Annotated in this window: 24 protein-coding genes; 18 read left to right on the top strand and 6 right to left on the bottom strand. The window is 74.1% G+C overall.

What is annotated here, in order from left to right; translation table 11 throughout:
* Positions 1-160 precede the first annotated feature (160 nt).
* Genes ACFZCD_RS22715 through ACFZCD_RS22670 form a run of 10 tightly spaced genes read left to right on the top strand, consistent with a single transcriptional unit; the run spans position 161 to position 9262 of the window.
* Positions 161-1858 carry a nitrite/sulfite reductase gene (locus tag ACFZCD_RS22715; RefSeq protein WP_391833601.1) on the top strand — a complete coding sequence of 566 codons (1698 nt, stop codon included), beginning with the start codon at positions 161-163 and terminating at the stop codon, positions 1856-1858.
* Positions 1855-2100 (top strand): hypothetical protein, encoded by a 246-nt coding sequence (locus tag ACFZCD_RS22710; protein WP_391833599.1) that lies wholly within the window; start codon positions 1855-1857, stop codon positions 2098-2100. Before ACFZCD_RS22715 ends, ACFZCD_RS22710 begins: the two co-directional genes overlap by 4 nt.
* Positions 2097-2786, top strand: coding sequence for a phosphoadenylyl-sulfate reductase (locus tag ACFZCD_RS22705; protein WP_391833597.1), 690 nt, complete (start codon positions 2097-2099; stop codon positions 2784-2786). Before ACFZCD_RS22710 ends, ACFZCD_RS22705 begins: the two co-directional genes overlap by 4 nt.
* A 20-nt stretch (positions 2787-2806) precedes the next feature.
* A complete protein-coding gene (cysC, locus tag ACFZCD_RS22700; protein ID WP_391833595.1) occupies positions 2807-3340 on the top strand; it encodes an adenylyl-sulfate kinase in 534 nt (177 codons plus the stop codon).
* Positions 3337-4251: a sulfate adenylyltransferase subunit CysD gene (gene cysD / locus ACFZCD_RS22695; protein WP_391833593.1), complete on the top strand. Its 915-nt coding sequence runs from the start codon at positions 3337-3339 to the stop codon at positions 4249-4251. The genes cysC and cysD overlap by 4 nt, the downstream gene beginning before the upstream one ends.
* 2 nt (positions 4252-4253) lie before the next feature.
* A complete protein-coding gene (locus tag ACFZCD_RS22690) occupies positions 4254-5588 on the top strand; it encodes a sulfate adenylyltransferase subunit 1 (RefSeq protein WP_391833591.1) in 1335 nt (444 codons plus the stop codon).
* Between the two features lie 43 nt (positions 5589-5631).
* Positions 5632-6747, top strand: a complete 1116-nt coding sequence (locus tag ACFZCD_RS22685; protein ID WP_391833589.1) for an aliphatic sulfonate ABC transporter substrate-binding protein — start codon at positions 5632-5634, stop codon at positions 6745-6747.
* A 43-nt stretch (positions 6748-6790) separates the two neighbouring features.
* Positions 6791-7594: an ABC transporter ATP-binding protein gene (locus ACFZCD_RS22680; RefSeq protein ID WP_391833587.1), complete on the top strand. Its 804-nt coding sequence runs from the start codon at positions 6791-6793 to the stop codon at positions 7592-7594.
* Entirely contained in the window at positions 7581-8486 is a 906-nt protein-coding gene (locus tag ACFZCD_RS22675) for an ABC transporter permease (protein ID WP_391833585.1), read from the top strand. The genes ACFZCD_RS22680 and ACFZCD_RS22675 overlap by 14 nt, the downstream gene beginning before the upstream one ends.
* The gene (locus tag ACFZCD_RS22670) at positions 8483-9262 is read left to right on the top strand and encodes a sirohydrochlorin chelatase (RefSeq protein WP_391833583.1); all 780 of its coding nucleotides are present in this window, start codon (positions 8483-8485) and stop codon (positions 9260-9262) included. Before ACFZCD_RS22675 ends, ACFZCD_RS22670 begins: the two co-directional genes overlap by 4 nt.
* Here ACFZCD_RS22670 and ACFZCD_RS22665 read toward each other — a convergent pair.
* A complete protein-coding gene (locus ACFZCD_RS22665) occupies positions 9184-9696 on the bottom strand; it encodes a MarR family winged helix-turn-helix transcriptional regulator (protein WP_391833581.1) in 513 nt (170 codons plus the stop codon). The genes ACFZCD_RS22670 and ACFZCD_RS22665 overlap by 79 nt on opposite strands.
* Before the next feature lie 207 nt (positions 9697-9903).
* Between ACFZCD_RS22665 and ACFZCD_RS22660 the strand changes: the two genes are divergently transcribed.
* Entirely contained in the window at positions 9904-10743 is an 840-nt protein-coding gene (locus tag ACFZCD_RS22660) for an NAD(P)H-binding protein (RefSeq protein ID WP_391833579.1), read from the top strand.
* Between the two features lie 110 nt (positions 10744-10853).
* On the opposite strand, the gene ACFZCD_RS22655 is transcribed toward ACFZCD_RS22660, so the two are convergent.
* A complete protein-coding gene (locus ACFZCD_RS22655; RefSeq protein ID WP_391833577.1) occupies positions 10854-12083 on the bottom strand; it encodes a S8 family peptidase in 1230 nt (409 codons plus the stop codon).
* A gap of 507 nt (positions 12084-12590) precedes the next feature.
* Here ACFZCD_RS22655 and ACFZCD_RS22650 point away from each other — a divergent pair.
* Entirely contained in the window at positions 12591-13424 is an 834-nt protein-coding gene (locus ACFZCD_RS22650) for a phosphotransferase enzyme family protein (RefSeq protein ID WP_391833999.1), read from the top strand.
* A 168-nt stretch (positions 13425-13592) separates the two neighbouring features.
* Here ACFZCD_RS22650 and ACFZCD_RS22645 read toward each other — a convergent pair whose 3' ends face one another.
* Complete coding sequence (locus ACFZCD_RS22645; RefSeq protein ID WP_391833575.1) at positions 13593-14351, bottom strand: 3'-5' exonuclease; 759 nt, start codon at positions 14349-14351, stop codon at positions 13593-13595.
* Between the two features lie 80 nt (positions 14352-14431).
* Complete coding sequence (locus ACFZCD_RS22640; protein WP_391833574.1) at positions 14432-15673, bottom strand: SAV2148 family HEPN domain-containing protein; 1242 nt, start codon at positions 15671-15673, stop codon at positions 14432-14434.
* A 476-nt stretch (positions 15674-16149) separates the two neighbouring features.
* On the opposite strand from ACFZCD_RS22640, the gene glgX reads away from it, so the two are divergent.
* Positions 16150-18276, top strand: a complete 2127-nt coding sequence (gene glgX, locus ACFZCD_RS22635; protein ID WP_391833572.1) for a glycogen debranching protein GlgX — start codon at positions 16150-16152, stop codon at positions 18274-18276.
* A gap of 80 nt (positions 18277-18356) precedes the next feature.
* Positions 18357-20741, top strand: coding sequence for a malto-oligosyltrehalose synthase (gene treY, locus ACFZCD_RS22630; RefSeq protein ID WP_391833570.1), 2385 nt, complete (start codon positions 18357-18359; stop codon positions 20739-20741).
* Positions 20742-20810: 69 nt separating this feature from the next.
* On the opposite strand, the gene ACFZCD_RS22625 is transcribed toward treY, so the two are convergent.
* Positions 20811-21704, bottom strand: a complete 894-nt coding sequence (locus tag ACFZCD_RS22625) for a LysR family transcriptional regulator (RefSeq protein WP_391833568.1) — start codon at positions 21702-21704, stop codon at positions 20811-20813.
* A 114-nt stretch (positions 21705-21818) separates the two neighbouring features.
* On the opposite strand from ACFZCD_RS22625, the gene lpdA reads away from it, so the two are divergent.
* From lpdA to ACFZCD_RS22605, 4 genes are all read left to right on the top strand, one after another.
* Complete coding sequence (gene lpdA, locus ACFZCD_RS22620) at positions 21819-23234, top strand: dihydrolipoyl dehydrogenase (protein ID WP_391833566.1); 1416 nt, start codon at positions 21819-21821, stop codon at positions 23232-23234.
* 85 nt (positions 23235-23319) lie between these two features.
* Entirely contained in the window at positions 23320-24249 is a 930-nt protein-coding gene (locus ACFZCD_RS22615; protein WP_391833564.1) for a GNAT family N-acetyltransferase, read from the top strand.
* 55 nt (positions 24250-24304) lie between these two features.
* Positions 24305-26065: a malto-oligosyltrehalose trehalohydrolase gene (gene treZ / locus ACFZCD_RS22610; protein WP_391833562.1), complete on the top strand. Its 1761-nt coding sequence runs from the start codon at positions 24305-24307 to the stop codon at positions 26063-26065.
* An 80-nt stretch (positions 26066-26145) separates the two neighbouring features.
* Positions 26146-26442, top strand: coding sequence for a hypothetical protein (locus tag ACFZCD_RS22605; protein WP_391833560.1), 297 nt, complete (start codon positions 26146-26148; stop codon positions 26440-26442).
* An 18-nt stretch (positions 26443-26460) separates the two neighbouring features.
* Here ACFZCD_RS22605 and msrB read toward each other — a convergent pair whose 3' ends face one another.
* Entirely contained in the window at positions 26461-26868 is a 408-nt protein-coding gene (gene msrB / locus ACFZCD_RS22600) for a peptide-methionine (R)-S-oxide reductase MsrB (RefSeq protein ID WP_391833558.1), read from the bottom strand.
* Between the last annotated feature and the right edge of the window lie 11 nt (positions 26869-26879).

Below are 26879 nucleotides of genomic sequence, written 5' to 3'. Positions count from 1 at the left end.
TTTCCTGACTTTCGCCCGCTCTCCCGCCGTCCCCGATGCCGCGGACGAGCGTCCCCCTTGCGCACCCTCGCAGCCCCGTACGCACCCGCACCCGCCGGTCACCCGCCGGTGCCGGGCGCCTCCGTGGGCGTACCCGCAGGCCACCGAAGGACACACCGCCATGGCTGCCACCCCGCACACTCCCCCGGCCGCCCCGACCCGCCGCAAGGCCGGCCGCCACCGCGGCGAGGGCCAGTGGGCCGTGGGCCACTTCACCCCGCTGAACGGCAACGAGCAGTTCAAGAAGGACGACGACGGTCTCAACGTGCGGACACGCATCGAGACGATCTACTCCAAGGCCGGGTTCGACTCCATCGACCCCAGCGACCTGCGCGGCCGGATGCGCTGGTGGGGCCTGTACACCCAGCGCAAGCCGGGGATCGACGGCGGCAAGACCGCGATCCTGGAGCCGGAGGAGCTGGACGACAAGTACTTCATGATGCGGGTGCGCATCGACGGCGGGCGGCTCACCGTCGCCCAGCTGCGCGCGATCGGCGAGGTCTCGCGGACCTACGCCCGCGGCACGGCCGACATCACCGACCGGCAGAACATCCAGCTGCACTGGGTCCGCATCGAGGACGTGCCCGCCATCTGGGAGGCACTGGAGGCCGTCGGGCTGTCCACGACGGAGGCGTGCGGCGACTGCCCGCGCGTCGTCATCGGCTCGCCGGTGGCGGGGATCGCGGCGGACGAGATCGTCGACGGCACGCCGGCGATCGAGGAGATCGAGCGCCGCTACATCGGCAGCAAGGAATTCTCCAACCTGCCGCGGAAGTTCAAGTCCGCGATCTCCGGCTCGCCGGTGCAGGACGTCGTCCACGAGATCAACGACATCGCGTTCGTCGGCGTCGTCCACCCCGAGCACGGGCCCGGCTTCGACGTCTGGGCCGGTGGCGGGCTGTCCACCAGCCCCCGGCTCGGCGAGCGGCTGGGCGCCTGGGTGCCGCTGGAGGACGTCCCGGAGGTGTGGGCCGGGGTCGTCGGCATCTTCCGCGACTACGGCTACCGGCGGCTCCGCAACCGCGCCCGGCTGAAGTTCCTGATGGCCGACTGGGGCCCGGAGCGGTTCCGCGACGTGCTGGAGAACGAGTACCTGAAGCGGAAGCTCGCCGACGGGCCCGCCCCGGCCGAGCCCTCGAACCGCTGGCGCGACCACATGGGCGTGCACGAGCAGAAGGACGGCCGCTTCTACGTGGGCTTCGCCCCGCGCGTCGGCCGGGCCGACGGCGACACCCTCGTCAAGCTCGCCGAGCTGGCGGCGGCCCACGGCTCGGACCGGCTCAACACCACGGTCGAGCAGAAGATGATCGTCCTGGACGTGGCGGGCGAGAAGGTGGACTCCCTCGTCGCCGGGCTGGAGGAGCTCGGCTTCCAGGTGACACCCTCCCCGTTCCGGCGCGGCACGATGGCCTGCACGGGCATCGAGTACTGCAAGCTCGCGATCGTGGAGACCAAGGCGCGCGGCGCCTCCCTGATCGAGGAACTCGAGCGCCGGATGCCGGACTTCGCGGAGCCGGTCACCATCAACCTCAACGGCTGCCCCAACGCCTGCGCCCGGATCCAGACCGCCGACATCGGTCTCAAGGGCCAGCTCGTCCTGGACGCCGGCGGCCGGCAGGTCGAGGGCTTCCAGGTGCACCTGGGCGGCGCGCTGGGCCTGGAGGCCGGCTTCGGCCGCAAGGTCCGCGGCCTGAAGGTCACCTCGGACGAACTCCCGGACTACATCGAGCGCGTGCTCACCCGCTTCCGCGAACAGCGCGTAGAAGGCGAGCGGTTCGCGGCCTGGGCCGCGCGCGCCGCGGAGGCGGACCTGTCATGAGCGAACGAGCCGCCCCCTTCTACTGCCCCTACTGCGGCGACGAGGACCTGCGCCCCTCCGAGGAGGGGCACGGGGCCTGGGAATGCGCCTCCTGCAGCCGCGCGTTCCGCCTGTCGTTCCTCGGGCTGCTGGCCCCGCGCCACCACGGACCCGCACCCGTGCCCGCATCCGCATCCGTAAGCACACCCGTACGCGCACCCGGGCCCGTGCCCGGCGCAAGCGAAGGGGACCCCACCCCATGACCGCCACCGATCTGCAGGAGCTCGCCGAACGGGCGGGCCGCGAGCTGGAGGACGCCCCGGCGCCCGGCATCCTGCGCTGGGCCGCCGAGACCTTCGGGAAGCGGTTCTGCGTCACCTCCTCCATGGAGGACGCGGTCGTCGCCCACCTCGCCTCCCAGGCCCTGCCCGGCGTCGACGTCGTCTTCCTCGACACGGGCTACCACTTCCCGGAGACGATCGGCACCCGCGACGCGGTCGCGGCCGTGCTGGACGTCAACGTCATCACGCTGACCCCGCGCGCGACCGTCGCCGAGCAGGACGCCGCCCACGGCCCCCGGCTGCACGACCGCGACCCCGACCTGTGCTGCGCCCTGCGCAAGGTCGAGCCGCTGGAGCGCGGGCTCGCAGCGTACGACGCGTGGGCGACCGGGCTGCGCCGCGACGAGTCGCCGACCCGCGCGGGCACGCCCGTCGTCGGCTGGGACGCGCGGCGGCGGAAGGTGAAGGTGTCCCCCATCGCCCGCTGGACGCAGGAGGACGTCGAAACGTACATAGCCGAACACGGCGTGCTCACCAACCCGTTGCTCATGGACGGCTACGCCTCCGTCGGCTGCGCGCCGTGCACGCGCCGGGTCGCGGCGGGCGAGGACGCGCGCGCGGGCCGCTGGGCGGGGCTCGCCAAGACCGAGTGCGGGCTGCACGGATGACACAGGAGCGGGAGCAGAGGATGAGCGGAGCCACGATCTGGCTCACCGGCCTGCCGAGCGCGGGCAAGACGACCATCGCCCGGGCGCTGGCCGCACGGCTGAGCGACGAGGGACACCGGGTGGAGGTGCTGGACGGCGACGAGGTCAGGGAGTTCCTCTCGGCCGGTCTGGGCTTCTCGCGCGAGGACCGGGACACCAACGTGCGGCGCATCGGCTTCGTCGCGCAGCTCCTCGCCGCGCACGGCGTCAAGGTGCTCGTCCCCGTCATCGCCCCGTACGCGGACTCCCGCGAGGCGGTGCGCAAGCACCACCAGCAGCGGGGCACCGGCTATCTGGAGGTGCACGTGGCCACGCCCGTCGAGGTGTGCTCGGCCCGGGACGTCAAGGGCCTGTACGCGAAGCAGGCCGCGGGCGAGATCTCCGGGCTGACGGGCGTCGACGACCCGTACGAGGCACCGGCCGACCCGGACCTGCGGATCGAGGCGCACGCGCAGAGCGTCGCCGAGTCGGCCGGGGCACTGCACGCCCTGCTGGTGGGAAGGGGTCTGGCATGAGTGCTCCCGACAGTCCCTACGCGCTGTCCCATCTGGATGTGCTGGAGTCGGAGGCGGTGCACGTCTTCCGTGAGGTGGCCGGGGAGTTCGAGCGGCCGGTGCTGCTCTTCTCCGGCGGCAAGGACTCCATCCTCATGCTGCACCTGGCCCTGAAGGCCTTCGCCCCCGCGCCGCTGCCGTTCGCCCTCCTGCACGTCGACACCGGCCACAACTTCCCCGAAGTGATCGCCTACCGCGACCGGGTGGTCGCCGAGCACGGGCTGCGGCTGCACGTCGCGTCCGTGCAGGAGGCCATCGACGCCGGGCGCGTCCGCGAACGGCCGGACGGCACCCGTAACCCGCTGCAGACCGTGCCGCTGCTGGAGGCCATCGCGCGGCACCGCTTCGACGCCGTCTTCGGCGGCGGCCGGCGGGACGAGGAGAAGGCGCGGGCCAAGGAGCGGGTGTTCTCGCTGCGGGACGAGTTCGGCGGCTGGGACCCGCGCCGTCAGCGCCCGGAGCTGTGGCAGCTCTACAACGGCCGCCACGCCCCCGGCGAGCACGTCCGCGTCTTCCCGCTGTCCAACTTCACCGAGCTGGACGTGTGGCAGTACATCGCCCGGGAGAAGATCGAGCTGCCGTCGATCTACTTCGCGCACGAGCGCGAGGTCTTCTCCCGCGGCGGCATGTGGCTCGCCCCCGGAGACTGGGGCGGCCCGCGCGACGGCGAGCCCACGCTGCGCCGCCTGGTGCGCTACCGCACGGTCGGGGACATGTCCTGCACCGGCGCCGTCGACTCCGGCGCGGTGACCGTCGAGGAGGTCATCGCCGAGATCGCCGCCTCCCGGCTCACCGAGCGCGGCGCCACCAGAGCCGACGACAAGCTGTCCGAAGCCGCCATGGAGGACCGCAAGCGCGAGGGGTACTTCTAGCCATGAGCACACTCACCGACACGAGCACGGCCGCGACCTCGCTGCTGCGCTTCGCCACCGCCGGATCCGTCGACGACGGCAAGTCGACCCTCGTCGGCCGGCTCCTGCACGACTCCAAGTCCGTGCTGGCCGACCAGCTGGAGGCCGTCGAGCACGCCTCGCGCCGCCGCGGGGCGGCCGCGCCGGACCTGGCGCTGCTGACGGACGGCCTGCGCGCCGAGCGTGAGCAGGGCATCACCATCGACGTCGCCTACCGCTACTTCGCCACCCCCCGGCGCCGCTTCGTCCTCGCGGACACCCCGGGCCACGTGCAGTACACGCGCAACATGGTCACCGGAGCGTCCACGGCGCAGGCCGCGGTCGTCCTGGTGGACGCCCGCAACGGCGTGGTCGAGCAGACCCGCCGGCACGCGGCCGTGTCCGCGCTGCTGCGCGTCCCGCACGTCGTCCTGGCCGTCAACAAGATGGACCTCGTCGGCTACGCGGAGTCCGTCTTCGCGCCGATCGCCGAGGAGTTCGCCGCGTACGCGGGCTCGCTGGGGGTGCCGGAGGTCACCGCGATCCCGGTCTCGGCGCTCGCCGGGGACAACGTGGTGACCCCGTCCGCGCACATGGACTGGTACGGCGGCCCGACCGTCCTGGAGCACCTGGAGACGGTGCCCGTCGTCACCGATCCGGCGAGCGAGCCGGCCCGCTTCCCCGTCCAGTACGTCATCCGCCCGCAGACGGCCGCGCACCCCGACTACCGCGGCTACGCGGGCCAGCTGGCCGCCGGCGTGCTGCGCGTCGGCGAGCGGGTGACGGTGCTGCCGTCGGGGCGGACGAGCACGGTGGCCGGCATCGACGCGCTGGGCACGCCGGTGGACGTGGCGTGGGCGCCGCAGTCGGTGACGGTGCGGCTCGCCGACGACCTGGACGTCTCGCGCGGCGACCTCATCGCCCCGTCCGCGAGCGCGCCCGGCACGACCCGGGACGTCGAGGCGACCGTCTGCCACGTGGCGGACCGGCCGCTGCGCGTGGGCGACCGGGTGCTGCTCAAGCACACGACCCGTACGGTCAAGGCCCTGGTGAAGGCGGTGCCGTCCCGGCTGGCGCTGGACGACCTCTCCCAGCACCCGGACCCCGGCGAGCTGGCCGCCAACGACATCGGGCGGGTGGTGCTGCGCACGGCGGAGCCGCTGGCGCTCGACCTGTACGCCGACTCCCGGCGCACCGGCTCGTTCCTGCTGATCGACCCGGCCGACGGGACGACCCTGACGGCGGGCATGGCGGGTGCGGCCTTCACGGCGGCGGGTGCGGCGGAGCCGGCGGCCGGCGACGAGGACTGGGACTTCTGACGTGACGGCCGACCGCGCCCCGGCCCGTTCGAGAGGACTGCTTGTGTCAAGTGCCGCCCGCCCGGCCCGCCGCCGTGCCCTCACCGCCCTCGCGGCCCTCCCCCTGCTGGCCCTCGCCCTGGGCGCGTGCGGCTACGGCTCCCAGAAGGACGCCGTCGCCGGGCCCGCGGGCGGGTCCGGGAACGCGAAGAAGCTCTCGGCCGGCACGGTCCGGATCGGCTACTTCCCCAACATCACCCACGCCACCCCGCTCGTCGGGGAGCAGGAGGGGCTGCTGCAGAAGGAGCTGGGCGGCACGGCGCTCCGCTCGACGACGTTCAACGCCGGGCCGTCCGAGATCGAAGCGCTCAACGCCGGTTCGATCGACATCGGGTGGATCGGCCCGTCGCCCGCGATCAACGGCTACGTGAAGTCCAAGGGGAAGAGCCTGCGCATCATCTCGGGCTCGGCCTCGGGCGGCGTGAAGCTGGTGGTCGACCCGAAGAAGATCGCCTCGCCGGACGACGTCAAGGGCAAGCGGATCGCCACCCCGCAGAAGGGCAACACGCAGGACGTGGCGTTCCTCGACTGGATCGCGAGCAAGGGCTGGAAGACCGACCCGCAGAGCGGCAAGGGCGACGTCTCGGTGGTCCGCACGGACAACAAGGTGACCCCGGACGCCTTCAAGTCCGGCTCCGTGGACGGCGCGTGGGTGCCCGAGCCGACCGCGTCCAAGCTGGTCTCCGAGGGCGGCAAGGTGCTCCTGGACGAGTCCGCGCTGTGGCCGGGCGGGAAGTTCGTCATCACCAATGTGATCGTGTCGCAGAAGTTCCTGGACGCGCACCCCGACGTGGTCGAGGCCGTGCTGCGGGGCTCGGTGCGGACCAACGCCTGGATCAGGGCGAACCCGGAGAAGGCCGGGGCGTCGGCGAACGCCGCCCTGAAGAAGCTGTCGGGCAAGGAGCTGCCCGCGGACGTCCTCCGCCCGGCCTGGCGGAGCATCGAGGTCCTCGACGACCCGCTGGCCGCGACGCTGGACGCCGAGGCGCAGCACGCCGTCCGGGCCGGGCTGCTGGAGAAGCCGGACCTCTCCGGAATCTACGACCTGACCCTGCTCAACAAGGTTCTCCGGGCCGAGGGCAGGCCCGCGGTGGATGCCGCGAAGCTCGGCAAGCAGTAGCCGCCCGCCCGTCGTATCCGCCCCATCCCCAGGAGGTGACCGGATGGCCCCGGCACTGACGACCGGCAAGGCCGGCCCGGCCGCGCTCGCGGACCGCGAGCACGTGGCGGTCCGGATCGCGAACGTCCACAAGTCCTTCGGCCGGGCGGGCGCCGCCCAGCCCGTCCTGGACGACATCTCGCTGGAGGTGCGCCCCGGCGAGTTCGTGTGCCTCCTGGGGGCCTCGGGCTGCGGCAAGTCGACGCTGCTCAACCTGGTGGCGGGCCTGGACCGGCCGACCGCGGGCAGCATCGACGTGCCCGGCGGGCGCCCGGCCCTGATGTTCCAGGAGCACGCGCTGTTCCCGTGGCTCACGGCGGGCCGCAACATCGAGCTGGCGCTGCGGCTGCGCGGCGTGCCGCGGGCGGAGCGGCGGCCGGAGGCGGAACGGCTCCTGGAGCTCGTACGGCTCTCGGGGGCGTACGGCAAGCGGGTGCACGAGCTGTCGGGCGGCATGCGGCAGCGCGTGGCGCTCGCCCGCGCCCTGGCGCAGGACAGCCAGGTCCTGCTGATGGACGAGCCGTTCGCGGCGCTGGACGCCATCACCCGGGACGTGCTGCACCACGAGCTGACCCGCATCTGGTCCGAGACGTCGCTGTCGGTGCTGTTCGTCACCCACAACGTCCGCGAGGCGGTGCGGCTCGCGCAGCGGGTGGTGCTGCTGTCCTCCCGGCCGGGGCGGGTGGCCCGCCAGTGGGCGGTGGACATCCCCCAGCCCCGCCGCATCGAGGACGCGGCGGTGGCGGACCTGTCCGTCGAGATCACCGAAGAACTGCGTGGGGAGATCCGCCGCCATGGCCAGCACTGAGACCGGCCCCCGGAGCGTCGCCTCCGGCGGCCCGCACGACCTAGCCGGCCTGGAGGCCGGGCTCGACGCCCTGGACGCGGTGCGGATCGAGCGCACGCCCTTGGCGCGGGCGCTGGTCCGCAAGGTCCTGCCGCCGGTCACGGCCGTCGTCCTGGTCCTCGTGGTGTGGAAGCTGCTGGTCGTCGCGGAGGTCACCGACGACTACAAGCTGCCCGATCCGTCGGCGGTCTGGCACAGCCTCAGGGAGCTGTGGCTCCGGGGCACGCTCCTGGACATCGTCTGGACGTCCGTCTCGCGCGGCCTGCTGGGCTTCGCCGCCGCCCTCGCGCTCGGCACGCCGCTCGGCCTGCTCGTCGCGCGCGTGCGGTTCGTGCGGGCGGCGCTCGGGCCCCTCCTGTCCGGGCTGCAGTCGCTGCCGTCGGTGGCCTGGGTGCCCGCGGCGGTGATCTGGCTGGGCATCACCGACGGCGCGATGTACGCGGTGATCCTGCTCGGCGCGGTGCCCTCCATCGCCAACGGCCTGGTGTCGGGCATCGACCAGGTGCCGCCGCTGTACCTGCGGGCGGGCCGCACCATGGGCGCCACGGGGCTGAGCGGTGCCCGGCACGTCCTGCTGCCCGCCGCGCTCCCGGGCTACATCGCCGGGCTGAAGCAGGGCTGGGCGTTCTCCTGGCGGTCGCTGATGGCCGCCGAGCTGATCGCCTCCTCCCCGGACCTCGGCCTGGGGCTCGGCCAGTACCTGGAGAACGCGCGCACCGACTCCGACATGCCGGGCGTCCTCCTCGGGATCATGCTCATCCTGTTCGTGGGCATCGCCATCGACCTGGCCGTCTTCAGCCCGCTGGAGCGCCGGGTGCTGCGGACGCGCGGGCTGGCCGCGGCGGCCCGGTGACGCCCCTGCTCCTCGTGGCCCACGGCAGCCGCGACCCGCGCCACGCGGCCACCGTCCTCGCCCTGCGGGAGCGGGCGGCGGCGGCGCTGCCCGGCGTACGGGTCGAGGTGGGCTTCCTCGACTTCTGCGTGCCGGGCGTGCCCCAGGTGCTGGAGCGGCTGGCGGCGGAGGGCGTACGGGACGTGGTGGCGCTGCCGCTGCTGCTGACCCGCGCGTTCCACGCCAAGGCCGACATCCCGGCCGTGCTGCGGGAGGCCACGGCGTGCCTGCCGCGGCTGCGGGTGCGGCAGGCGGGGGTGCTGGGGCCGTCGCCCCTGCTGACCGCCGCCCTGGAGCGGCGGCTGTACGAAGCCGGGGTGGCGCCCGGCGACCGGCGCCCGACCGGGGTCGTCCTGGCCTCGGCGGGCTCCTCCGACCCGGAGGCGAGCGCGGTGATCGCAGCAATCGCGCGGGAGTGGCGGCGTACCGGTTGGTGCGCCGTGCGGCCCGCGTTCGCCTCCGCTTCCCTGCCGCGCGTCGCGGACGCCGTGCGGGCGCTGCGCGCCGAGGGGGCCCGCCGGGTGGCGGTCGCCCCGTACGTCCTCGCGCCCGGCCGGCTGCCGGACCGGATCGCCCGGGGGGCCGAGGAGGGCGGCGCGGACTTCCTGGCGGGGGTGCTGGGGGCGGCGCCGGAGGTGGTGTCGCTGGTGGTGCGGCGCTACGCGCAAGGGGTGGCCGGGCCGGGGCACGCCGGGTGCCCGGACCTGGCGGTGGCGGCCCGCAGGCGTTCGGCCTGAGCGCGCCCGACCTCCGAGGCCTTGCACAGGTAGTCGCCGATGAGGGCGAGTTCCTCGTCCGCGTAGCCGTCGAGGACGGCGCGGTAGGCGCCGCCGGGGATCTCCCAGGCCTCGCTGATGCGGGCCGTGGCCTCGGGGGCGAGGGCCACCAGCGCGCGGCGCCGGTCGGCGGGGTCGGCGCGGCGTTCCACGAAGCCGGCCTTCTCCAGCCGGTCCACGAGGCGGGTGGCCGAGCCGGGGGTGAGCCCGGCGAGCCGGGCGATCTCTCCCGTGCTCAGCGGCTCGCGCTCCATGGCGAGCAGGCTGACGCACTGCAGGTCGGTGGGGTGCAGGCCGAGGTGGTCGGCCATGGCCTGGTTGAAGAGCGTCCAGGCCGCGTAGTGCCGCCGGCTCTCTTCCTTGATCCGATCCACCAGTTCCGCGCGCTTCGGCACCGGCCCGCTCCGCTTCTTCCGTTCCTGCAGTGCACCGCATTCTTCCGTCCTCCGCGGCGCACCGCACATAAATTGCTTGCGCGACGCAATATCCGATGGTGACAATGATTGCGCGACGCAATGTGCGTCCGCCCTGCGGTCCATGCCCGCAGCCCGTGCAGGCCCCTCGCCGTGCACGCCTCGCACTTCCCGAAGGACACCCACGCCATGACCGTTCTCGTCACCGGAAGCCGCGGCCGTGTCGGCCGCGCCCTCATCGACCTCCTGCACGCCCGCGGCGACGCCGTCCGGGCCGCGTCGCGCAACCCCGCCGACCTCGCACTGCCGGACGGCGTCCCGTCGCTGAGCCTGGCGCTCGACGAGCCGGACACCTTCGCCCCGGCGCTCGACGGCGTGACCTCCGTCTTCCTCTACGCGGACGGGGCGCACACCGAAGCCTTCGCCCGGGAGGCCGCCGCGGCCGGGGTCCGGCACATCGTGCTGCTCTCGTCCGGCTCCGTGAACGAGCCCGGCGCCGAGCGCCACCCCATCGGCCGCTCGCACTGGCAGGCCGAGCAGGCCCTGGCCGCCGGCCCGGTGACCTCGACGTTCCTGCGGCCCGGCCCCTTCGCCGCCAACGCGCTCGGCTGGGCACACTCCATCAAGGCCGGCGGCACCGTGGACCTGCCCTACCCCGGTGCCTACACCGATCCCATCCACGAGCTGGATCTCGCGGAGGCCGCCCTCGCCGTCCTCACCGACCCCGCGCGGCAGGGCGGCGCGTACACCCTCGGCGGCCCGGAGGCCCTCTCCTTCCGCGACCAGGCCGAGCAGATCGCCCGCGGCACGGGCCGGCCCGTGACCGTCAACCCGGTGTCGCCCGAGGCGTGGAAGGAGTCCGTGGCCGCCTACGTGCCCGGGCACTTCGCCGACGCGCTCCTCGACTACTGGCGGTCGTCCGACGGCGAGCCCCTCGCCCTCGCGGGCGGCGTGGAGGAGCTGACCGGCCGTCCGGCCCGGACGTTCGCGACGTGGGTCGCCGACCACGCGGCGGACTTCACCGCGTAGCCGCCGGCCCGGGGAACGACCACGGCCGCCGCGCCCCGGGGGGGTGGGGCGCGGCGGCCGGCCGATGGGCTGGAAAGCCCTCTGTCCGTTCTCTTCGGTGAGCTCGGGGCCTACTCGGTGACCTTCAGCAGCTTGTTGGGCGTGCCCGTGCTCGGGTTGGAGACCTTGTCCGAGGTGGCGCCCTTGACGAGCGCGGCCGCGACCTGGTCCGGGGTGGCGTCCTTGTGGGCGCCGAGGTAGACCGCGGCGGCACCCACCACGTGCGGGGTGGCCATCGACGTGCCGGAGATGGTCTTGGTGCCGGAGTCGCTGTCGTTCCAGTCGGACGTGATGTCCGAGCCGGGGGCGTACAGGTCGACCACGCTGCCGAAGTTGGAGAAGTCGGACTGCTGGTCGTCCTTGGTGCTGGAGGCGACCGTGATGGCCTCCTTCACGCGGGCCGGGGAGCTGCTGCCCGCGTCGGCCGACTCGTTGCCCGCCGCGACGGCGAAGGTGACGCCGGAGGCGATCGCCTTCTGCACGGCCGCGTCGAGCGCCTCGTCGGCGCCGCCGCCGAGGCTCATGTTGGCGACCGAGGGGCCCTTGTGGTTCTTGGTGACCCAGTCGATGCCGGCGACGACCTGCTCGGTGGAGCCGGAACCCTGGCCGTCGAGCACCTTGACGGCCACGACCTTGGCCTTCTTGGCGACACCGTGCGCCGTACCGGCGATGGTGCCCGCGACGTGGGTGCCGTGGCCGTTGTCGTCCTCGGCCTTGTCGCTCTTGTCCACGGCGTTGAAGCCGAAGGAGGCGCGGCCCCCGAAGTCCTTGTGGCTGATGTGGACCCCGGTGTCGATGACGTACGCGGTGACGCCCTCGCCCGCGCTGTCGGGGTAGGCGTACTTGCCGTCGCCCTTGGTCTCGGTCTGGTCGATGCGGTCCAGACCCCAGGAGGGTGGGGCCTCCTGGGTGGCGGTGGCCTTGAAGCGGTGGTTCTGCACGACCTTCGCGACGGCCGGGTCGGCCGCGAGCCGCTTGGCCTCGGTCTTGTCGAGGCCGCTGGCGGAGAAGCCGTGGACGGCCGAGTCGTAGGTGCGGCCGAGCTTGCCGCCGTACCGCTGGGCGAGGTCGCCGCCCTTCGCGGAGACGGACTGCGCTCCCACGCCCGCCTTGCCGTCCTTCAGGAGGACGATGTAGCTGCCGTCGATGGCGTCCTTGGACTCGGTGCCGTAGACGGTGCCTTCGGGAGCGGGGGCGGCGCCGGCCGGGAGAGCCATGAGCGTGGCTCCGGCGGTGACGGCGGTCGCGGCGGATATCGCAAGGATCAGCCGTCGCCGGCCGGCGCGCTTGTGTGCTGCCATGACGAGGTTTCCTCCTCGTGCTGTTGTGGGGGGAATGGAGCATGAGTCACTGCACACCCGGAGTGACGGAAGGGGCCGCTCCAGGTGCTTCGAAACCCTGTCGGATTTGACGCGGGCAGTTCAACCCCCACGAGGTTTTGTGACATAGGCAACGTCGTTGCGTAATGCCAAACCCCTTTGAAGGAAGGCAATTTGGGCACTGACGGAGCATCAATTGAGCACAGTGAGAGCCCTGATGAGAAAACCTGCGGACGGCCCGGTTTTCCGGGCCGCCGAGCCGCCCGCGCGGCCCGCCGACTGCTTTCGGCCAGGTCCGGTCCAGCCCGGTAACGTGGCAGCTCAGTGAGGTGCAGGAGGCACACGAGGCGGCCGGGGCAGGTGATGCCCCGGGCCGGTGGAGGGACGAGCACAGTGGTGGACGCGGCAGACGGCGCGGAGGGTACGGAGAGCGCGGAGAACACGGCGTTCACGGAGAGCACGGCGTTCACGGAACGGCGGGCGCGGGCGCTGCTCGCGGAGGCGGTCCCGGAGCTGCCGGCGGACGCGGAGCTGCTCGCGCTCGGCGAGAACGCGGTCTTCGCCGCCGGCGACCTCGTCGCCAAAGTCGGCCGCGACGCCGCGCTGCTGGACCGGGCGCGGCACGAGCTGCGCGTCGCCCGCTGGCTGGCCGGGCACGGCGTCCCGGCGGTGCGGGCGGCCGAGGACGCGCCGCGCGTGGCCGGCGGCCGTCCGGTGACGCTCTGGCACCGCCTGCCCGAGGCCGTGCGCCCGGCCGGGCCCGCCGACCTCGCCGTGCTGCTGCGCGTCATCCACGCCCTGCCCGAGCCGGACTTCGCCCTGCCGCCGCGCGACCTGCTCGGCGGCGTGGAGCGCTGGCTCCGGCTGGCGGGGGACGCGATCGACCCGGCCGACGCCGCCTTCCTGCGGCAGCGGCGGGACGCCTTCGCGGCGGAGGCCGCCGCGCTGACCCCGCACCTGCCGCGGGGCCCCATCCACGGGGACGCCCTCCCGCGCAACGTGCACATGGGCCCCGGCGGGCCGGTCCTCGTGGACCTGGAGACCTTCTCGGGCGACCTGCGCGAGCACGACCTCGTCGTCCTCGCCCTCAGCAAGGACCGCTACGGGCTTCCCGCCGAGGCGTACGACGCGTTCGTGCGGGCGTACGGGTGGGACGTCCGGGAGTGGGACGGCTGCCCGGTCCTGCGCGGGGCGCGCGAAACGGCGAGCTGCGCGTGGGTGGCCCAGCATGCGGCGGGCAACCCTGCGGCCCGTGCGGAGTTCGCCCGCCGCGTGGCGTCCCTGCGGGACGGGGATGCGGGGGTGCGGTGGTATCCGTTCTGAGGGATCCCTTCTGACGGCTCGGCCGTCCGGGGTTCCCCGCGGGAGGGCCCCGGTCAGCCGGCTGCGGGCCGTACGGGGCTGAGCGCGCAGTTCCCCGCGCCCCTTCGGGGCCGCGGGCCCCGGAACGAGTGCAGGGCCGCCCTGTGCACGGCGGTAGCGGCCGCGTGGTCAGCGCACCGGCCAGCGGGCGTCCACGGCCGCCGTCGCGTCCCCCTTGCGGCGCAGCCAGTCCTCGTAGCCCCGGGCCCATTCCGCGTACCAGCGCACCTGGTCGCGGTGGAGGTCCCACGGGGAGGCCGCGGCCACGTCCGGATAGCGCTCGGCGAGGGCGCAGGCGACGCGGACCGCCGCGAGGGCGTCCGCGCCCGCCTCGTGGGCGTCGTCCAGGGTGACGCCGTAGACGCGGCAGACCGTCTCCAGATTGCGCTTGCCCCGGCGGTAGCGGTCGAGGGCGCGGTCCATGGTGAGCGGGTCCACGACCGGGCCCGTCCCCGCGGCGGCCGCGTCCCCGCCGCCGGGACCTTCCGCACCGGGGCCGTCCGCACCGAGGCCCTCGCCGGCGAGCCGCTCCCCCAGGGACGGCAGCCCGTGCCGCTGGAGCTCCGCGGCCAGGACGGTCAGGTCGTAGGCGGCGTTGTAGGCGACGACGGACGCCCCCGCCGACCAGTGGGCGACGAGGATGCCGGCTATCTCGTCGGCCACCTCGCGGGCCGGCCTGCCGAGCGCCGCCCGCTCGCTGGTGATGCCGTGGATGGCCGCGGCCTCCTCCGGGATGGGGACGCCGGGGTCGGCCAGCCACTCCCGGCGCCCGACCGGCTCACCGCCCTTGGTCTCGACGACGGCCGCCGTGACGATCCTCGCCTCGGTCGCGTCCGTGCCCGTGGTCTCCAGGTCGAAGCCGATCAGCAGCTCCTGATGCCACCCCATCGCGGTCCCCCTTCGTGGTGCTTCCCCCGACTGGTCCCCAGCGTCGCACGCCCCACTGACATCCCCCGGGGACGGGGGCGTCACGACACCGGCCGGGAGTCCGCCCAGACGCTCTCGAACTCCTCGCGGTAGGTCTCGAAGAGGCCGTGCTCGGGCTCGCGCCCGTCGCGGACCACGGAGCCGCCGCCGCGCAGCACCAGCACGGGGGCCTCCATGCCGCGGGCCTTGCGCAGGTAGGACTGGACGACGGCGAGGCCGTCGGAGCCGTCGCCGTTGACGAGGTAGGCGGTGAAGCGGGGCGTCTCGTCGAAGACGCGGATCTCGAAGGCGGCGGTGTCGCGCAGCCGGTCCCGGACCCGCCGCATGTGCATGATGTTCATCTCGACGGACCGGCTCATCTCGCCCTTCTTGATGCCCAGCTCCCGCTCCCGGCGCCGCACGGCGCTGCTGGCGGGGTTGAGGAAGAGCAGGCGGGCCCGGCAGCCCGCCTCGGCGAGCCGGACGAGCCGGCGCCCCGAGTAGTTCTGGACGAGCAGGTTCAGGCCTATGCCTACGGCGTCGAGGCGCCGGGCGCTGCCGAAGAGGTCCTCGACGGGCAGCTGGCGCTGCAGCCGGACCCGGTCGGGGTGGACGCCGACGACGTCGGCGTAGCGGTCGCCCACGATGTCCTCGACGGCGTCGACGGGCAGCCGGTCGGCGGACCCGGCGGCGGAGCCGCTGCCTCCGCCGAGGATGGTGAGGAGGCGGCCGGCGGCCCGCTCGGCCTGGGCGAGGACGGTCTCGGACAGGGCGCGGTTGCGGGAGACGACGTTGCGCGTGACCTCCAGCTCGTCCAGCGCCAGCTCCAGCTCGCGCCGGTCGTCGAGGTAGGGCTCGAAGCAGGGCCAGTGCTGGACGAGGAGCTCGCGCAGCTGGGGCAGGGTGAGGAAGCTGAGGACGTTGTCGTCGGCCGGGTCCAGCAGATAGCCCTTGCGGCGGCTGACCTCGCGCACCGCCACGGCCCGCTGGACCCACTCCTGCCCGGCCGGCCCGGCCGCGGCGACGACCCACTCGTCCTCGCCGTGCACGGGCTCGTAGACGGGCCGCAGCACGGCGGCCACGACGGCGCGGAGCCGCTGCTCCACCAGGTTCAGCCAGATGTAGGCCCGCCCGGCGCGCCGCGCGCGCGTGCGCACCTCGCTCCACGCGTCGGCGTCCCAGTCCAGCGCGGCGCCGATCTCCACGGGGCGTGCCAAGGACACGGCACCGGGAGGTGTGTCGGCCGAGCCGTCACCCCCGGGACATCCGTCTCCAGGGGGCAGCTCCAGCCCGCCCGAGGTCACAGTGCACCGCCCTTCCGCCCCCGTCCAACGATCAAGGCAGACTACTGTGCGGGCGGGAGGCCCTGCACCCGGACGCGTACGGTCCCCCGTCAACTCTGCGGATCCGGGTGGCGGTTGTCCGCGGGCCCGGAGCGGGGAGTGAGCCGTTTCATAGCGGCGGGGGCGCAAAAGGCGCGGTGAGGGCCGTGCGGGCGCGCGTACGGGCGCGGCCGGGCACGGTGTCCCGCGGCCGTGCGGCGGGAAGGACACACCCCGTCAGGTCACCCGGTCGGACTAGCCGATGAGAGCGGTGAGGGCGCTCCTTTTGGGGAAGATCTGGCGAAGGGGCGGTCCTTCGGCTCCGATTGGACGAGGATGCCGCTCCGGCCCGCAGGCGCGTGACGACCGGACAGGAGGCCGGCTCCCGGACCGGGACAGGGGTGCGGGAGGCAAGACCGGGACAGAAGACCGGGGACAACGGAAGAACGGAAGAGTCGATGCAGGTCTGGCCGGGACAGGCGTACCCCCTCGGCGCGACGTACGACGGCGCCGGCACCAACTTCGCGGTCTTCTCGGAGGTCGCCGAGCGGGTCGAGCTGTGCCTGCTGCACGACGACGGCTCGGAGACGGCGATCGACCTCCGGGAGAGCGACGCCTTCGTGCGGCACGCCTACCTTCCGGGCGTGATGCCCGGTCAGCGGTACGGCTTCCGGGTGCACGGCCCCTACGAGCCGGAGCGGGGCCACCGCTGCAACTCCGCCAAGCTGCTGCTGGACCCCTACGCCCGGGCGGTGAGCGGGTCGGTCGACTGGAGCGAGGCCGTCTACGGCTACCACTTCGGCCGCCCGGAGAAGCGCAACGACATGGACTCGGCGCCGCACATGATGACGTCGGTCGTCGTCAATCCGTACTTCGACTGGGGGGACGACCGCCCGCCGCGCACCGACTATCACCGCACGGTCATCTATGAGGCCCATGTGAAGGGCCTGACGATGCGCCACCCGGCGCTGCCGGAGGAGATCCGGGGCACGTACGCGGCGCTCGCCCATCCGGCGGTGCTGGAGCACCTGACGGAGCTGGGGGTGACGGCCATCGAGCTGATGCCGGTCCATCAGTTCGTCAACGACCACCGGCTGGTGGACGCTGGCCTCGCCAACTACTGGGGCTACAACACCATCGGCTTCTTCGCCCCGCACAACGCCTACGCCTCCTGGGGCGACCGGGGCCAGCAGGTGCTGGAGTTCAAGTCGGCGGTGCGGGCGCTGCACGCGGCGGGCATCGAGGTCATCCTCGACGTGGTCTACAACCACACGGCCGAGGGCAATCACCTGGGGCCGACGCTGTCGTTCCGCGGGCTGGACAACACCTCGTACTACCGGCTCACGGACGACCCGCAGTACTACATGGACACCACCGGCACCGGAAACTCGCTGCTGATGCGCAGTCCGCACGTCCTGCAGCTCATCATGGACTCGCTGCGCTACTGGGTGACCGAGATGCGGGTGGACGGCTTCCGCTTCGATCTGGCGGCGACGCTCGCCCGCCAGTTCCACGAGGTGGACCGGCTCTCGTCCTTCTTCGACCTGGTGCAGCAGGATCCGGTGGTCAGCCAGGTGAAGCTGATCGCCGAGCCGTGGGACGTCGGCGAGGGCGGCTACCAGGTGGGGAACTTCCCGCCGCTGTGGGCGGAGTGGAACGGAAAGTTCCGGGACACCGCGCGGGATCTGTGGCGCGGCGAGCCGGCCACCCTGGCGGAGTTCGGCTCGCGCCTGACCGGCTCCTCCGACCTCTACCAGGGCGACGGCCGCCGCCCGCTGGCCTCCATCAACTTCGTCACCTGCCACGACGGCTTCACGCTGCACGACCTCGTCTCGTACAACGAGAAGCACAACGAGGCCAACGGCGAGGACAACCGCGACGGCGAGAACCACAACCGGTCCTGGAACTGCGGGGCCGAGGGCGGGACCGACGACCCTCAGGTGCTCTCCCTGCGCGAGCGCCAGATGCGGAACTTCATCGCCACGCTGCTGGTCTCCCAGGGCGTGCCGATGCTCAGCCACGGCGACGAGTTCGCGCGCACTCAGCACGGCAACAACAACGCCTACTGCCAGGACAACGACATCTCCTGGGTGCACTGGCCGCACCGGGGCGACGCGTCCTCCGCGCGGGCCCGCCGCATGCTCGCCTTCACCCGCGCGATGGTGTGGCTCCGCCGCGACCACCCGGTCTTCCGGCGCCGCCGCTTCTTCCACGGGCGGCCGGTGCAGGGCACGCACGACGAGCTCTCCGACATCGCCTGGTTCACCCACGAGGGTGAGGAGATGCGGGACAGCGACTGGCAGGCCGCCCAGGCCAAGTCGCTCACCGTCTTCCTCAACGGCGGGGCGATCTCCGAGCCCGGGCCGCGGGGGGAGCCGGTCGTCGACGACTCCTTCCTGCTGATGTTCAACGCGCACGACAAGCCGCTCGACTTCGTCATCCCCGCCGACCACGGGCGGCTGTGGCAGCTCGTGGTCGACACGGCGAGCCCGGAGGGGGTCGCGACCGACGGGCCGAAGGTCCGGGCGGGCGACCGCCTGACGCTGTCGGACCGGAGCCTGGCGGTGCTGCAGCGGCCCGTGTAGGCCCCGTACGCGGCGAATTCGCCGTCCGCCGGACAGACGCACCCGCAGCATGGGCGCCGCAACTGGGTACGTACGTTCCCATGAGGCCCCACCACACCGCGCCGACCGCCACCTACCGGCTCCAGCTCCAGCCCTCCTTCCCCTTCCGGGCGGCCGAGGAGGCCGTGCCCTACCTGGCTTCGCTCGGGGTGTCGCACCTCCACCTGTCGCCCGTACTGGAGGCCGTCCCCGGCTCCACCCACGGCTACGACGTGACCGACCACTCGGCCGTACGGGCGGAGCTCGGCGGCGAGGAGGGCCTGCGGTCGCTCTCGCGCACCGCCCGGGAGCACGGGCTCGGCCTGGTCCTCGACATCGTCCCCAACCACATGGCCCTGCCCGCGCCCGCGACGCTCAACGGCCCGCTGTGGGAGGTGCTGCGGGACGGCCCGGCCTCGCGCTACGCCCGCTGGTTCGACATCGACTGGGCCGAGCACGGCGGCAAGGTGCTGCTGCCCGTCCTGGCCGGGCCGGTCGGCGCGGAGCTGCGGCACTTCGCGGTCGCGGACCGCGCGGACGGCCCCGAGCGCGTCCTGCGCTACTACGACCACGCCTTCCCGCTGCGGCCCGGAACGGAGCGGCTGCCGCTGCCCGAGCTGCTCGACGCCCAGTGGTACCGGCCCGCCTGGTGGCGCCTGGCCCGCACGGAGCTGAACTACCGGCGCTTCTTCACCATCTCCGACCTGATCGCCGTCCGCGTCGAGGACCCCGAAGTCTTCGCCGCCACGCACGGCAAGGTCGTCCAGCTCGTGCGCGAGGGCGTCGTCGACGGCCTGCGCGTCGACCACCCGGACGGCCTCGCCGACCCCGCCGCCTACCTCCACCGCCTCGCCGGGGCCACGGACGGCCGGTGGACGGTCGTCGAGAAGATCCTCAGCGGCGACGAACGGCTGCCCGCGGACTGGCCCGTCGCCGGCACCACCGGCTACGACGCCCTGCGCCACCTGGACGGCCTCTTCACCGACCCCGAGGGCGCCACCGCCCTGGGCGCCCGCTACCGGGCCTTCACGGGTCTGCCGCCCGACCGCGGCGGCGACTGGTCCGCGACGGTGCGCCGCGCCGCGTACAAGGTGATCACCCACGAGCTGGCCGCGGAGTCCGAGCGGCTCGTCCGGACCGCCGGCCGGATCTGCGAGGGCTCCCACCGGCTGCGCGACACCGCGCCCTGGGCCCTGCGCACGGCCCTGCACGAGATCCTCGTCCGGCTGCCCGTCTACCGCCCCTACGCCGTGCCCGGCCGGCCGCCGGCCCCCGTCGACGCCGCCCTGCTCGACCAGGCGGCCCAGGGCGCGCGCGGCGCCTTCACCGTGCCCGAGGAGGCCGCCGCGGCCGAGGTGATCCGGGACGCGGCGCTCGGCCGCCTGGGGCACGGGCCGGACCAGCGGGACTTCTGCGCGCGGTTCGCGCAGACCGCGTCCGCGCTGCGCGCCAAGTCCGTCGAGGACACCGCCTACTACCGGCACGCGCCCCTGCTGTCGGCCACGGAGGTCGGCGGCGACCCCGGGCGGCCCGCGGTCTCCCCCGGGGACTTCCACGCCTACTGCGCGCGGCTGCAGCGCGACTGGCCCGCGACGGGGACGGTGCTCTCCACGCACGACACCAAGCGCAGCGCCGACGTGCGGGCCCGCATCACGGCACTCAGCGAACGCCCGGCGGAGTGGGGCGACCTGATGGACCGGCTGACGGCCGGGGAGCCCTCCGCGCCCGATCCGCACGTGGCGTGGCTGGCCTGGCAGACCGCCTTCGGGCTCGGCCCGGCGGAGGCGTCCCGGCTCGTCCCCGCCGTGCTGAAGAGCGTGCGCGAGGCGGGGCTGCGCACGACGTGGACCGAGCCGGACGCGCCGTACGAGGCGGCGGTGGAGGCGTTCGTCGCGGGGGGACCCTGCGGTCCGGCCCGCACCGACCTCGCGCCCCTGGAGGACGCGCTGGCGCCGTCGGTACGGGCGAACACGCTCGGCGCGGCCCTGCTGCACCTGACCATGCCGGGCGTGCCCGACCTCTACATGGGCACCGAACGCGCGTACGCCGCCCTGGTGGATCCGGACAACCGGCGCCCGCCGGCCTTCGCGGACGCCGGCCCCGGGGACGGCCTGTCCGGCGAGAAGCTGCACCTGACCCGTACGGTGCTGCGGTTGCGCCGGGACCACCCCGAGTGGTTCGGCCCGGGCGCCTCGTACGAGCCGCTGGCCGCGGACGGCCCGGCCGCCGGGCACTGCGTGGCCTTCGCGCGCTCCGGCGCGGCGGTCACCGTCGTCACGCGCCTGCACCACCGGCTCGCCCGGAGCGGCGGCCTGCGCGAGACGGCACTGGCGCTGCCGGGCGGGGGGCGGTGGCGGGAGGCACTGACGGGGGCGTCCTTCGGGGCGCGCGTGGTCCTGGCCGAGCTGCTGGAGCGCTGTCCGGTGGCGCTGCTCGTACGGGCCTGAGCGCTCGGGGCTCCGCCGGACCGGTGGTTTTCCGGCGGCCGGTCGCGCAGTCCCCCTCACGGGGCGCGATTACCGCGGGTCCGGCCCCGGGAACGCCAGCTCCCGGCAGAGGTCCGCGAACGCCGCCGTGATGCCCGTCAGGCCGACGCGCGCGAAGGCGGTCTGCTCGCGGCGCCACGGCCGGTCGACGGGGACGGCCACGGCGCCCGGCACGTCACGGGCCATGTGGACGGGCGCGGCGACGAGGCCCAGTCCGGCCACCGCCATCCGTACGGCGGTCGAGGAGTGCTCCGTCCAGACGGCCGTACGGGGGGTGAAGCCGCTCCGTTCGCAGACCCAGTCCAGCCAGCGCTTGCCCTCCACGAGCGGTTCGAGGCCGCACCGCACCCAGTCGCGCTCCGCCAGGCCGGTCAGGGCGACGGGGCCCCGGTGGGCGGCGAGCGGGTCGCCGGCCGACGTGATCACCATGATCTCCTCGTGGCCGAGGGGGACGACGGGGCCGTGCCAGTCCTCGGGGCAGGGGCCGACGGCGATGTCGGCGACCCCGCGCTCCATGTGGTCGCGCAGTTCGTCCGTGGTCGCGTACTCGTGGAGGTGTAGGCGGACGGCGGGGAACGTGCGGCGCCAGCGGGCGAAGACGGGCGGCAGCACGCCGACCGCGAGGGCGTGCAGGGAGGCGACGTGGAGCTCGCCGCCGGCCGCGCCGGCCGCGGCCTTGGCCGCCCGGCGGGCCTGTACGGCGCTGCGGACGGCGAGTTCGGCGTGGGGGAGGTAGGCGCGGCCCATCGGCGTCAGGCCGATGCCGCGCGGGCGGCGCTCCAGCAGGGGGCCGCCGACGTCCCGTTCCAGGGCCTTGATCTGGTGGGAGAGGGCCGACTGGGTCACGTTGAGCAGCTCCGCGGCGCGCGTGAAGGACTCCTCCTCGACCACCGCGACGAGGTACTCCATCTGCCGCAGGCTCATGCCCGGCCCCCTCCTGCACCTGAGCACATGAACAGTCGTCATGGCTGTGATCGAAACATTGCGTTGGACTCATAATCCCTGACGGCGCAGGGTGAAGCCATGCACGAAACAGGCATGCAGGAAACAGATGTGATCGTGATCGGCGGCGGCACCGGCGGTTACAGCACCGCTTTGCGGGCCGCCGCCCTGGGCCTCCGCGTCGTCCTCGCGGAGCGCGATCGCGTGGGCGGAACCTGTCTGCACCGCGGCTGCATACCCAGCAAGGCGATGCTGCACGCGGCGGAGCTCGTGGACGGGATCGCCGAGGCACGCGAGCGGTGGGGGGTGAAGGCGACCCTGGAATCGGTCGACTGGTCCGCGCTGACGGCGACCCGTGACGACATCGTCTCCCGCAACCACCGCGGCGTGGAGGCGCATCTGGCGCAGGCCGGCGTACGCGTGGTGCGGGGTTCCGCAACGCTGACGAGCGCACGTTCGATACGCATCGGTTCGGGTGCCGAGGCGGGCGCGGAGTGGACGGCGCGCCGGGGCGTCGTCCTGGCCACCGGCTCGCGGCCGCGCACGCTGCCCGGTCTGGAGCCCGACGGCGCGCGCGTGGTGACCAGCGATGACGCGCTGTTCGCGCCGGGGCTGCCGGGCTCCGTGCTGGTACTGGGCGGGGGTGCCATCGGCGTCGAGTACGCGTCCCTGCACCGTTCCATGGGCGCCGAGGTGACGCTCGTGGAAGCGGCGGACCGGCTGCTGCCGCTGGAGGACGCGGACGTGAGCCGGTATCTGACGCGGGGTCTGAAGAAGCGGGGCATCGGCGTCCGGGCGGGGGCGCGGCTGGAGGACGCCGTCGTCCACGAGGGCGGGGTGCGGGCCACGCTCCGTGCGGCAGGGGGCGAAGTGCGCACCGTGGAGGCGGAGCGGCTGCTGGTGGCCGTCGGCCGGGTCCCGGTCACGGAGGGCCTGGGGCTCGCGGCGGCCGGGCTCGCCACCGACGCCCGCGGCTTCGTCCCGCCGGCCGACTGGTCACGTCTGGAGACGGCCGTGCCGGGCGTCCACGTCGTCGGTGACCTGCTGCCCCCGCCGTCGCTCGGCCTGGCCCACGCCTCCTTCGCGGAGGGGCTGCTGGTCGCCGAGACGCTGGCGGGGCGTGCCCCGCGGCCGGTCGACTACGCCGCCGTGCCGCGCGTGACGTACTCCAGCCCGCAGACGGCCTCGGTCGGCCTGGCGGAAGGCGAGGCGCGCGAGCGCGGGTTCGATGCCGAGACCGCCTCGATGCCGCTGACGGCCGTGGCCAAGGGCATGGTGCACGGGCAGGGCGGCATGGTGAAGGTCGTCGCGGAGAAGGGCGGCGGCCGGGTGCTCGGCGTCCACCTGGTGGGCCCGCACGTCTCGGAGATGATCGCCGAGAGCCAGCTGGCCGTCGGCTGGGACGCCGAGGCCTCGGACATCGCCCAGCACGTCCACCCGCACCCGACGCTGTCGGAGGCGGTGGGCGAGGTGATGCTGTCCCTGGCGGGGCGGGGGCTCCACCGGGCGTGACGGACGGGCGGTGAAACAAACCGGTGGACGGACGGGGCTCGTTCGCGCACGCTCGGCGCAACGGCTCCCGTCCCGGAAGGACCCCATGACCCAGCTGGTCATCCGCGCCCTCAGCGAACACGACACCGGTCTGTTCACCACTCTCGACGCCCCGTCCGCCGCCCTCGTCGGCAGGGGTGCCTTCGGCCACGCCTACGCGCCCGTCCACGAGGGCGGCGAGTACCGCCCCGACTGGACCTGGGTGGCGCTGCGGGACGGCAAGGTCGTGGCGCGCGCCGCCTGGTGGGGCGGCCCGGGCGACGAGACGCCCAAGGCCCTCGACTGGTTCGACTTCGCCGACGGCGAGGAGGAGGCGGCCGCCCGGCTGCTGCGCACCGCACCCCTGGCGTCCGAGTACTGCCTCATCGCCCCGCCCGGCTGGCGCGGCCTGCCCGGCGTGCGCGCCGCCGTCGAGGCGCGCCTGGCGGCGGCCGAGGCCGCGGGGATGCGGGTCCTCGTCGAGCGCTTCCGCTACGAGTGGACGACCGCGTGCCCGCTGCCGGAGCGCACCGGGCGGCTGGTGTACCGGCCCGAGCCCGACGACGCCGTCGTCCGTGACGTGCTCGGCCGCACGATGCACGGCACGCTCGACGCCCACGACCTCAGGAACGTTACTGAGCACGGCCTGGAAGCGGCCGTCGACGACTCGATGGAGTTCCTCCACTGGCTGCCGTCGCCCCGCGCGTGGTGGAAGCTCGCCCACACGCCGGAGGGCGAGCTCGTCGGCATCCACGTCCCCGCGCACAACCCGGCCGGGCCGTGCATCGGCTACCTCGGAGTCGTCCCCGAGCAGCGGGGCCACGGCTACTCGTACGACCTGCTCGTGGAGTGCACGCACGACCTGGTGGCCGAGGGCGCGACCCGCATCGCGGCCGCCACCGACCAGGGCAACTTCCCGATGGCGGCGAACTTCGCGAAGGCCGGCTACCCCGTCCACCAGGAACGCATCGACCTGCTTCCGGCCCGGGAGGCCTGACTTCGGGGCACCATGGACAGCATTGCGGGGCCACCACTGCCGGAAGGAGCCGCCAGTGCTGTTCGAGGTGTGGGCGCCACGGGCCGGGCAGGTGACCCTGCACGCCGGCGGCCGGGCGTACGCGATGGAGCGGGATCCGGCGCGCGACGGCTGGTGGCGGCGGGAGGCGCCCGGCGAGGACGGCACCCGTTACGGCTTCGCCCTCGACGGCGGCCCCGTACGGCCCGATCCGCGCTCGCGCCGCCAGCCCGACGGGCCCGACGGGCTGAGCGCCGTCGCCGCCCCCGGGGGCTTCGCGTGGCAGCACGCGTGGCCGGGCCGCGGGCTGCCCGGGGCCGTCCTCTACGAGCTGCACGTGGGCACCTTCACCCGCGAGGGCACCTTCGACGCCGCGGCCGCCCGTCTGCCGCACCTGGCGGAACTGGGCGTCACCCACGTGGAGCTGATGCCCGTGTGCCCGTTCCCGGGCACGCACGGCTGGGGGTACGAGGGGGTGTCGCTGTGGGCCGTGCACGAGCCCTACGGCGGGCCCGAGGGGCTGTGCCGCTTCGTGGACGCGGCCCACGCGCTCGGGCTCGGCGTCGTCCTGGACGTGGTGCACAACCACCTCGGCCCCTCCGGCAACCATCTGCCCGCCTTCGGCCCGTACTTCACCGACACCCACCACACGCCGTGGGGCGCGGCCGTCAACCTCGACGCCCCCGGCTCCGACGAGGTGCGGGCGTATCTGACGGGCAGTGCGCTCGCCTGGCTGCGCGACTACCGGCTGGACGGGCTGCGGCTGGACGCGGTCCACGCCCTCGCGGACACCCGGCCCAAGCACTTCCTCGCCGAGCTGTCCGGCGCCGTCGACGCGCTGGCCGCGCGGCTGGGCAGGCCGCTGTTCCTGGTCGCCGAGTCCGACAGGAACGACCCGGCCACCGTGACCCCGCGCCGGGCCGGCGGCCTGGGCCTGCACGGCCAGTGGTGCGACGACTTCCACCACGCGCTGCACACCGTCCTGACCGGCGAGTCCCAGGGCTACTACGCCGACTTCGCCGCCGACCCGGCCGCGGCGCTCGCCAAGACGCTGCGGGGCGGGTTCTTCCACGACGGCACGCACTCCTCCTTCCGCGGCCGCCCGTGGGGCCGCCCCCTCGACCCCGCGGCCACCCCCGCGCACCGCCTCGTCGGCTACGCCCAGAACCACGACCAGATCGGCAACCGCGCCCTGGGCGACCGCCTCTCCGCAAGCCTCTCCCCCGGGCTGCTCGCCTGCGCCGCCGCCCTCGTCCTCGGCGGGCCCTTCACCCCGATGCTGTTCATGGGCGAGGAGTGGGGCGCCCGCACCCCCTGGCAGTTCTTCACCGACCACACGGACCCGCAGCTGGCCGAGGCCGTCCGCACCGGCCGGCGGCGCGAGTTCGCCGCGCACGGCTGGTCCGCCGAGGACATCCCCGACCCCCAGGACCCGGCCACCCGCGCCCGCTCCTGCCTGGACTGGGCCGAACCGCACCGCGACCCGCACCGCGCCCTGCTGACCTGGCACCGCCGCCTGATCGCCCTCCGCCGCGCCGAGCCGGACCCGGGCCCGCTCTCCGCGACGTCCGCCCGCGTGAGCCCGGACGGCACGGCCGTCCTGCGCCGCGGCACCCTGTGCACGGCCGTCAACCCGACACCGGAGCCGGCCGCCCTCCCCCTGGGCGGCCCCCCGGCGACCGAGGTCCTGGCCGCCTGGCACCCGGTGTCCCTCCCCGGCCCGGACGGCCTCCTCCACCTGCCCCCCGGGTCGGCGGCGGTCCTGCGTTGCGGCGGGCCGGGCCCGGAGGGACGCTGAGAGCGGGCGCATCCGTGCCTCAGTGAGCGCGGAGCCGGAGCGCCGGGTGCGGTGCGTCGCGCCGAGGGGAACGATGAGCCATGCGCATGATGCTCAGGGCCCGCCTGGACACCCACGTGTCGAACGAGGCCTACCGGAACGGCACCCTCTTCGACTTCCTCCAGTCCCTCATGGACCTGACCAAGCCCGAAGCCGCCTACTTCGGCCCGATGGACACCGGCCGCTCCGTCCTGCTCGTCTTCGACCTGGCGGACCCGTCGCGGATACCCGCCACGCTGGGCCCGCTCCTGTCGGAGATGGAAGCCGAGGTCGAGCTGCACCCGGTGATGAACTACGACGACGTGAAGAAGGGCCTGTCCGCCCCCCGTCAGGGCTGAGCAGGGCGGCCCGGCCGCTCAGTCCTCCGCGGGTTCCAGGCGGAGGGCGATCGAGTTGATGCAGTACCGCTGGTCCGTGGGGGTGGGGTAGCCCTCGCCCTCGAAGACGTGGCCCAGGTGGGAGCCGCAGCGGGCGCAGCGGACCTCGGTGCGGACCATGCCGTGGGTGCGGTCCTCGATGAGCTCAACGGCGGTGGAGTCCTTCGGGTCGTAGAAGCTCGGCCAGCCGCAGTGGCTCTCGAACTTCTCCGTGGAGCGGAAGAGCTCCGCGCCGCAGGCGCGGCAGGAGTAGACGCCCGCGGTCTTCGTGTCGGTGTACTCGCCGCGGAAGGCGGGTTCGGTGCCGGCCCGGCGGAGCACCTGGTACTCCTCCGGGGAGAGCTCGGCACGCCACTGCTCGTCCGTCTTCTCGACCTCGTACGCCATGTCGCTCGCCT

The organism is Streptomyces sp. NPDC008001 (genome assembly GCF_042958085.1).
Taxonomy (GTDB): Bacteria; Actinomycetota; Actinomycetes; order Streptomycetales; family Streptomycetaceae; genus Streptomyces.
Note: the sequence above shows the minus strand (reverse complement) of the source record. Positions and strands in the feature narration are given on the sequence as shown.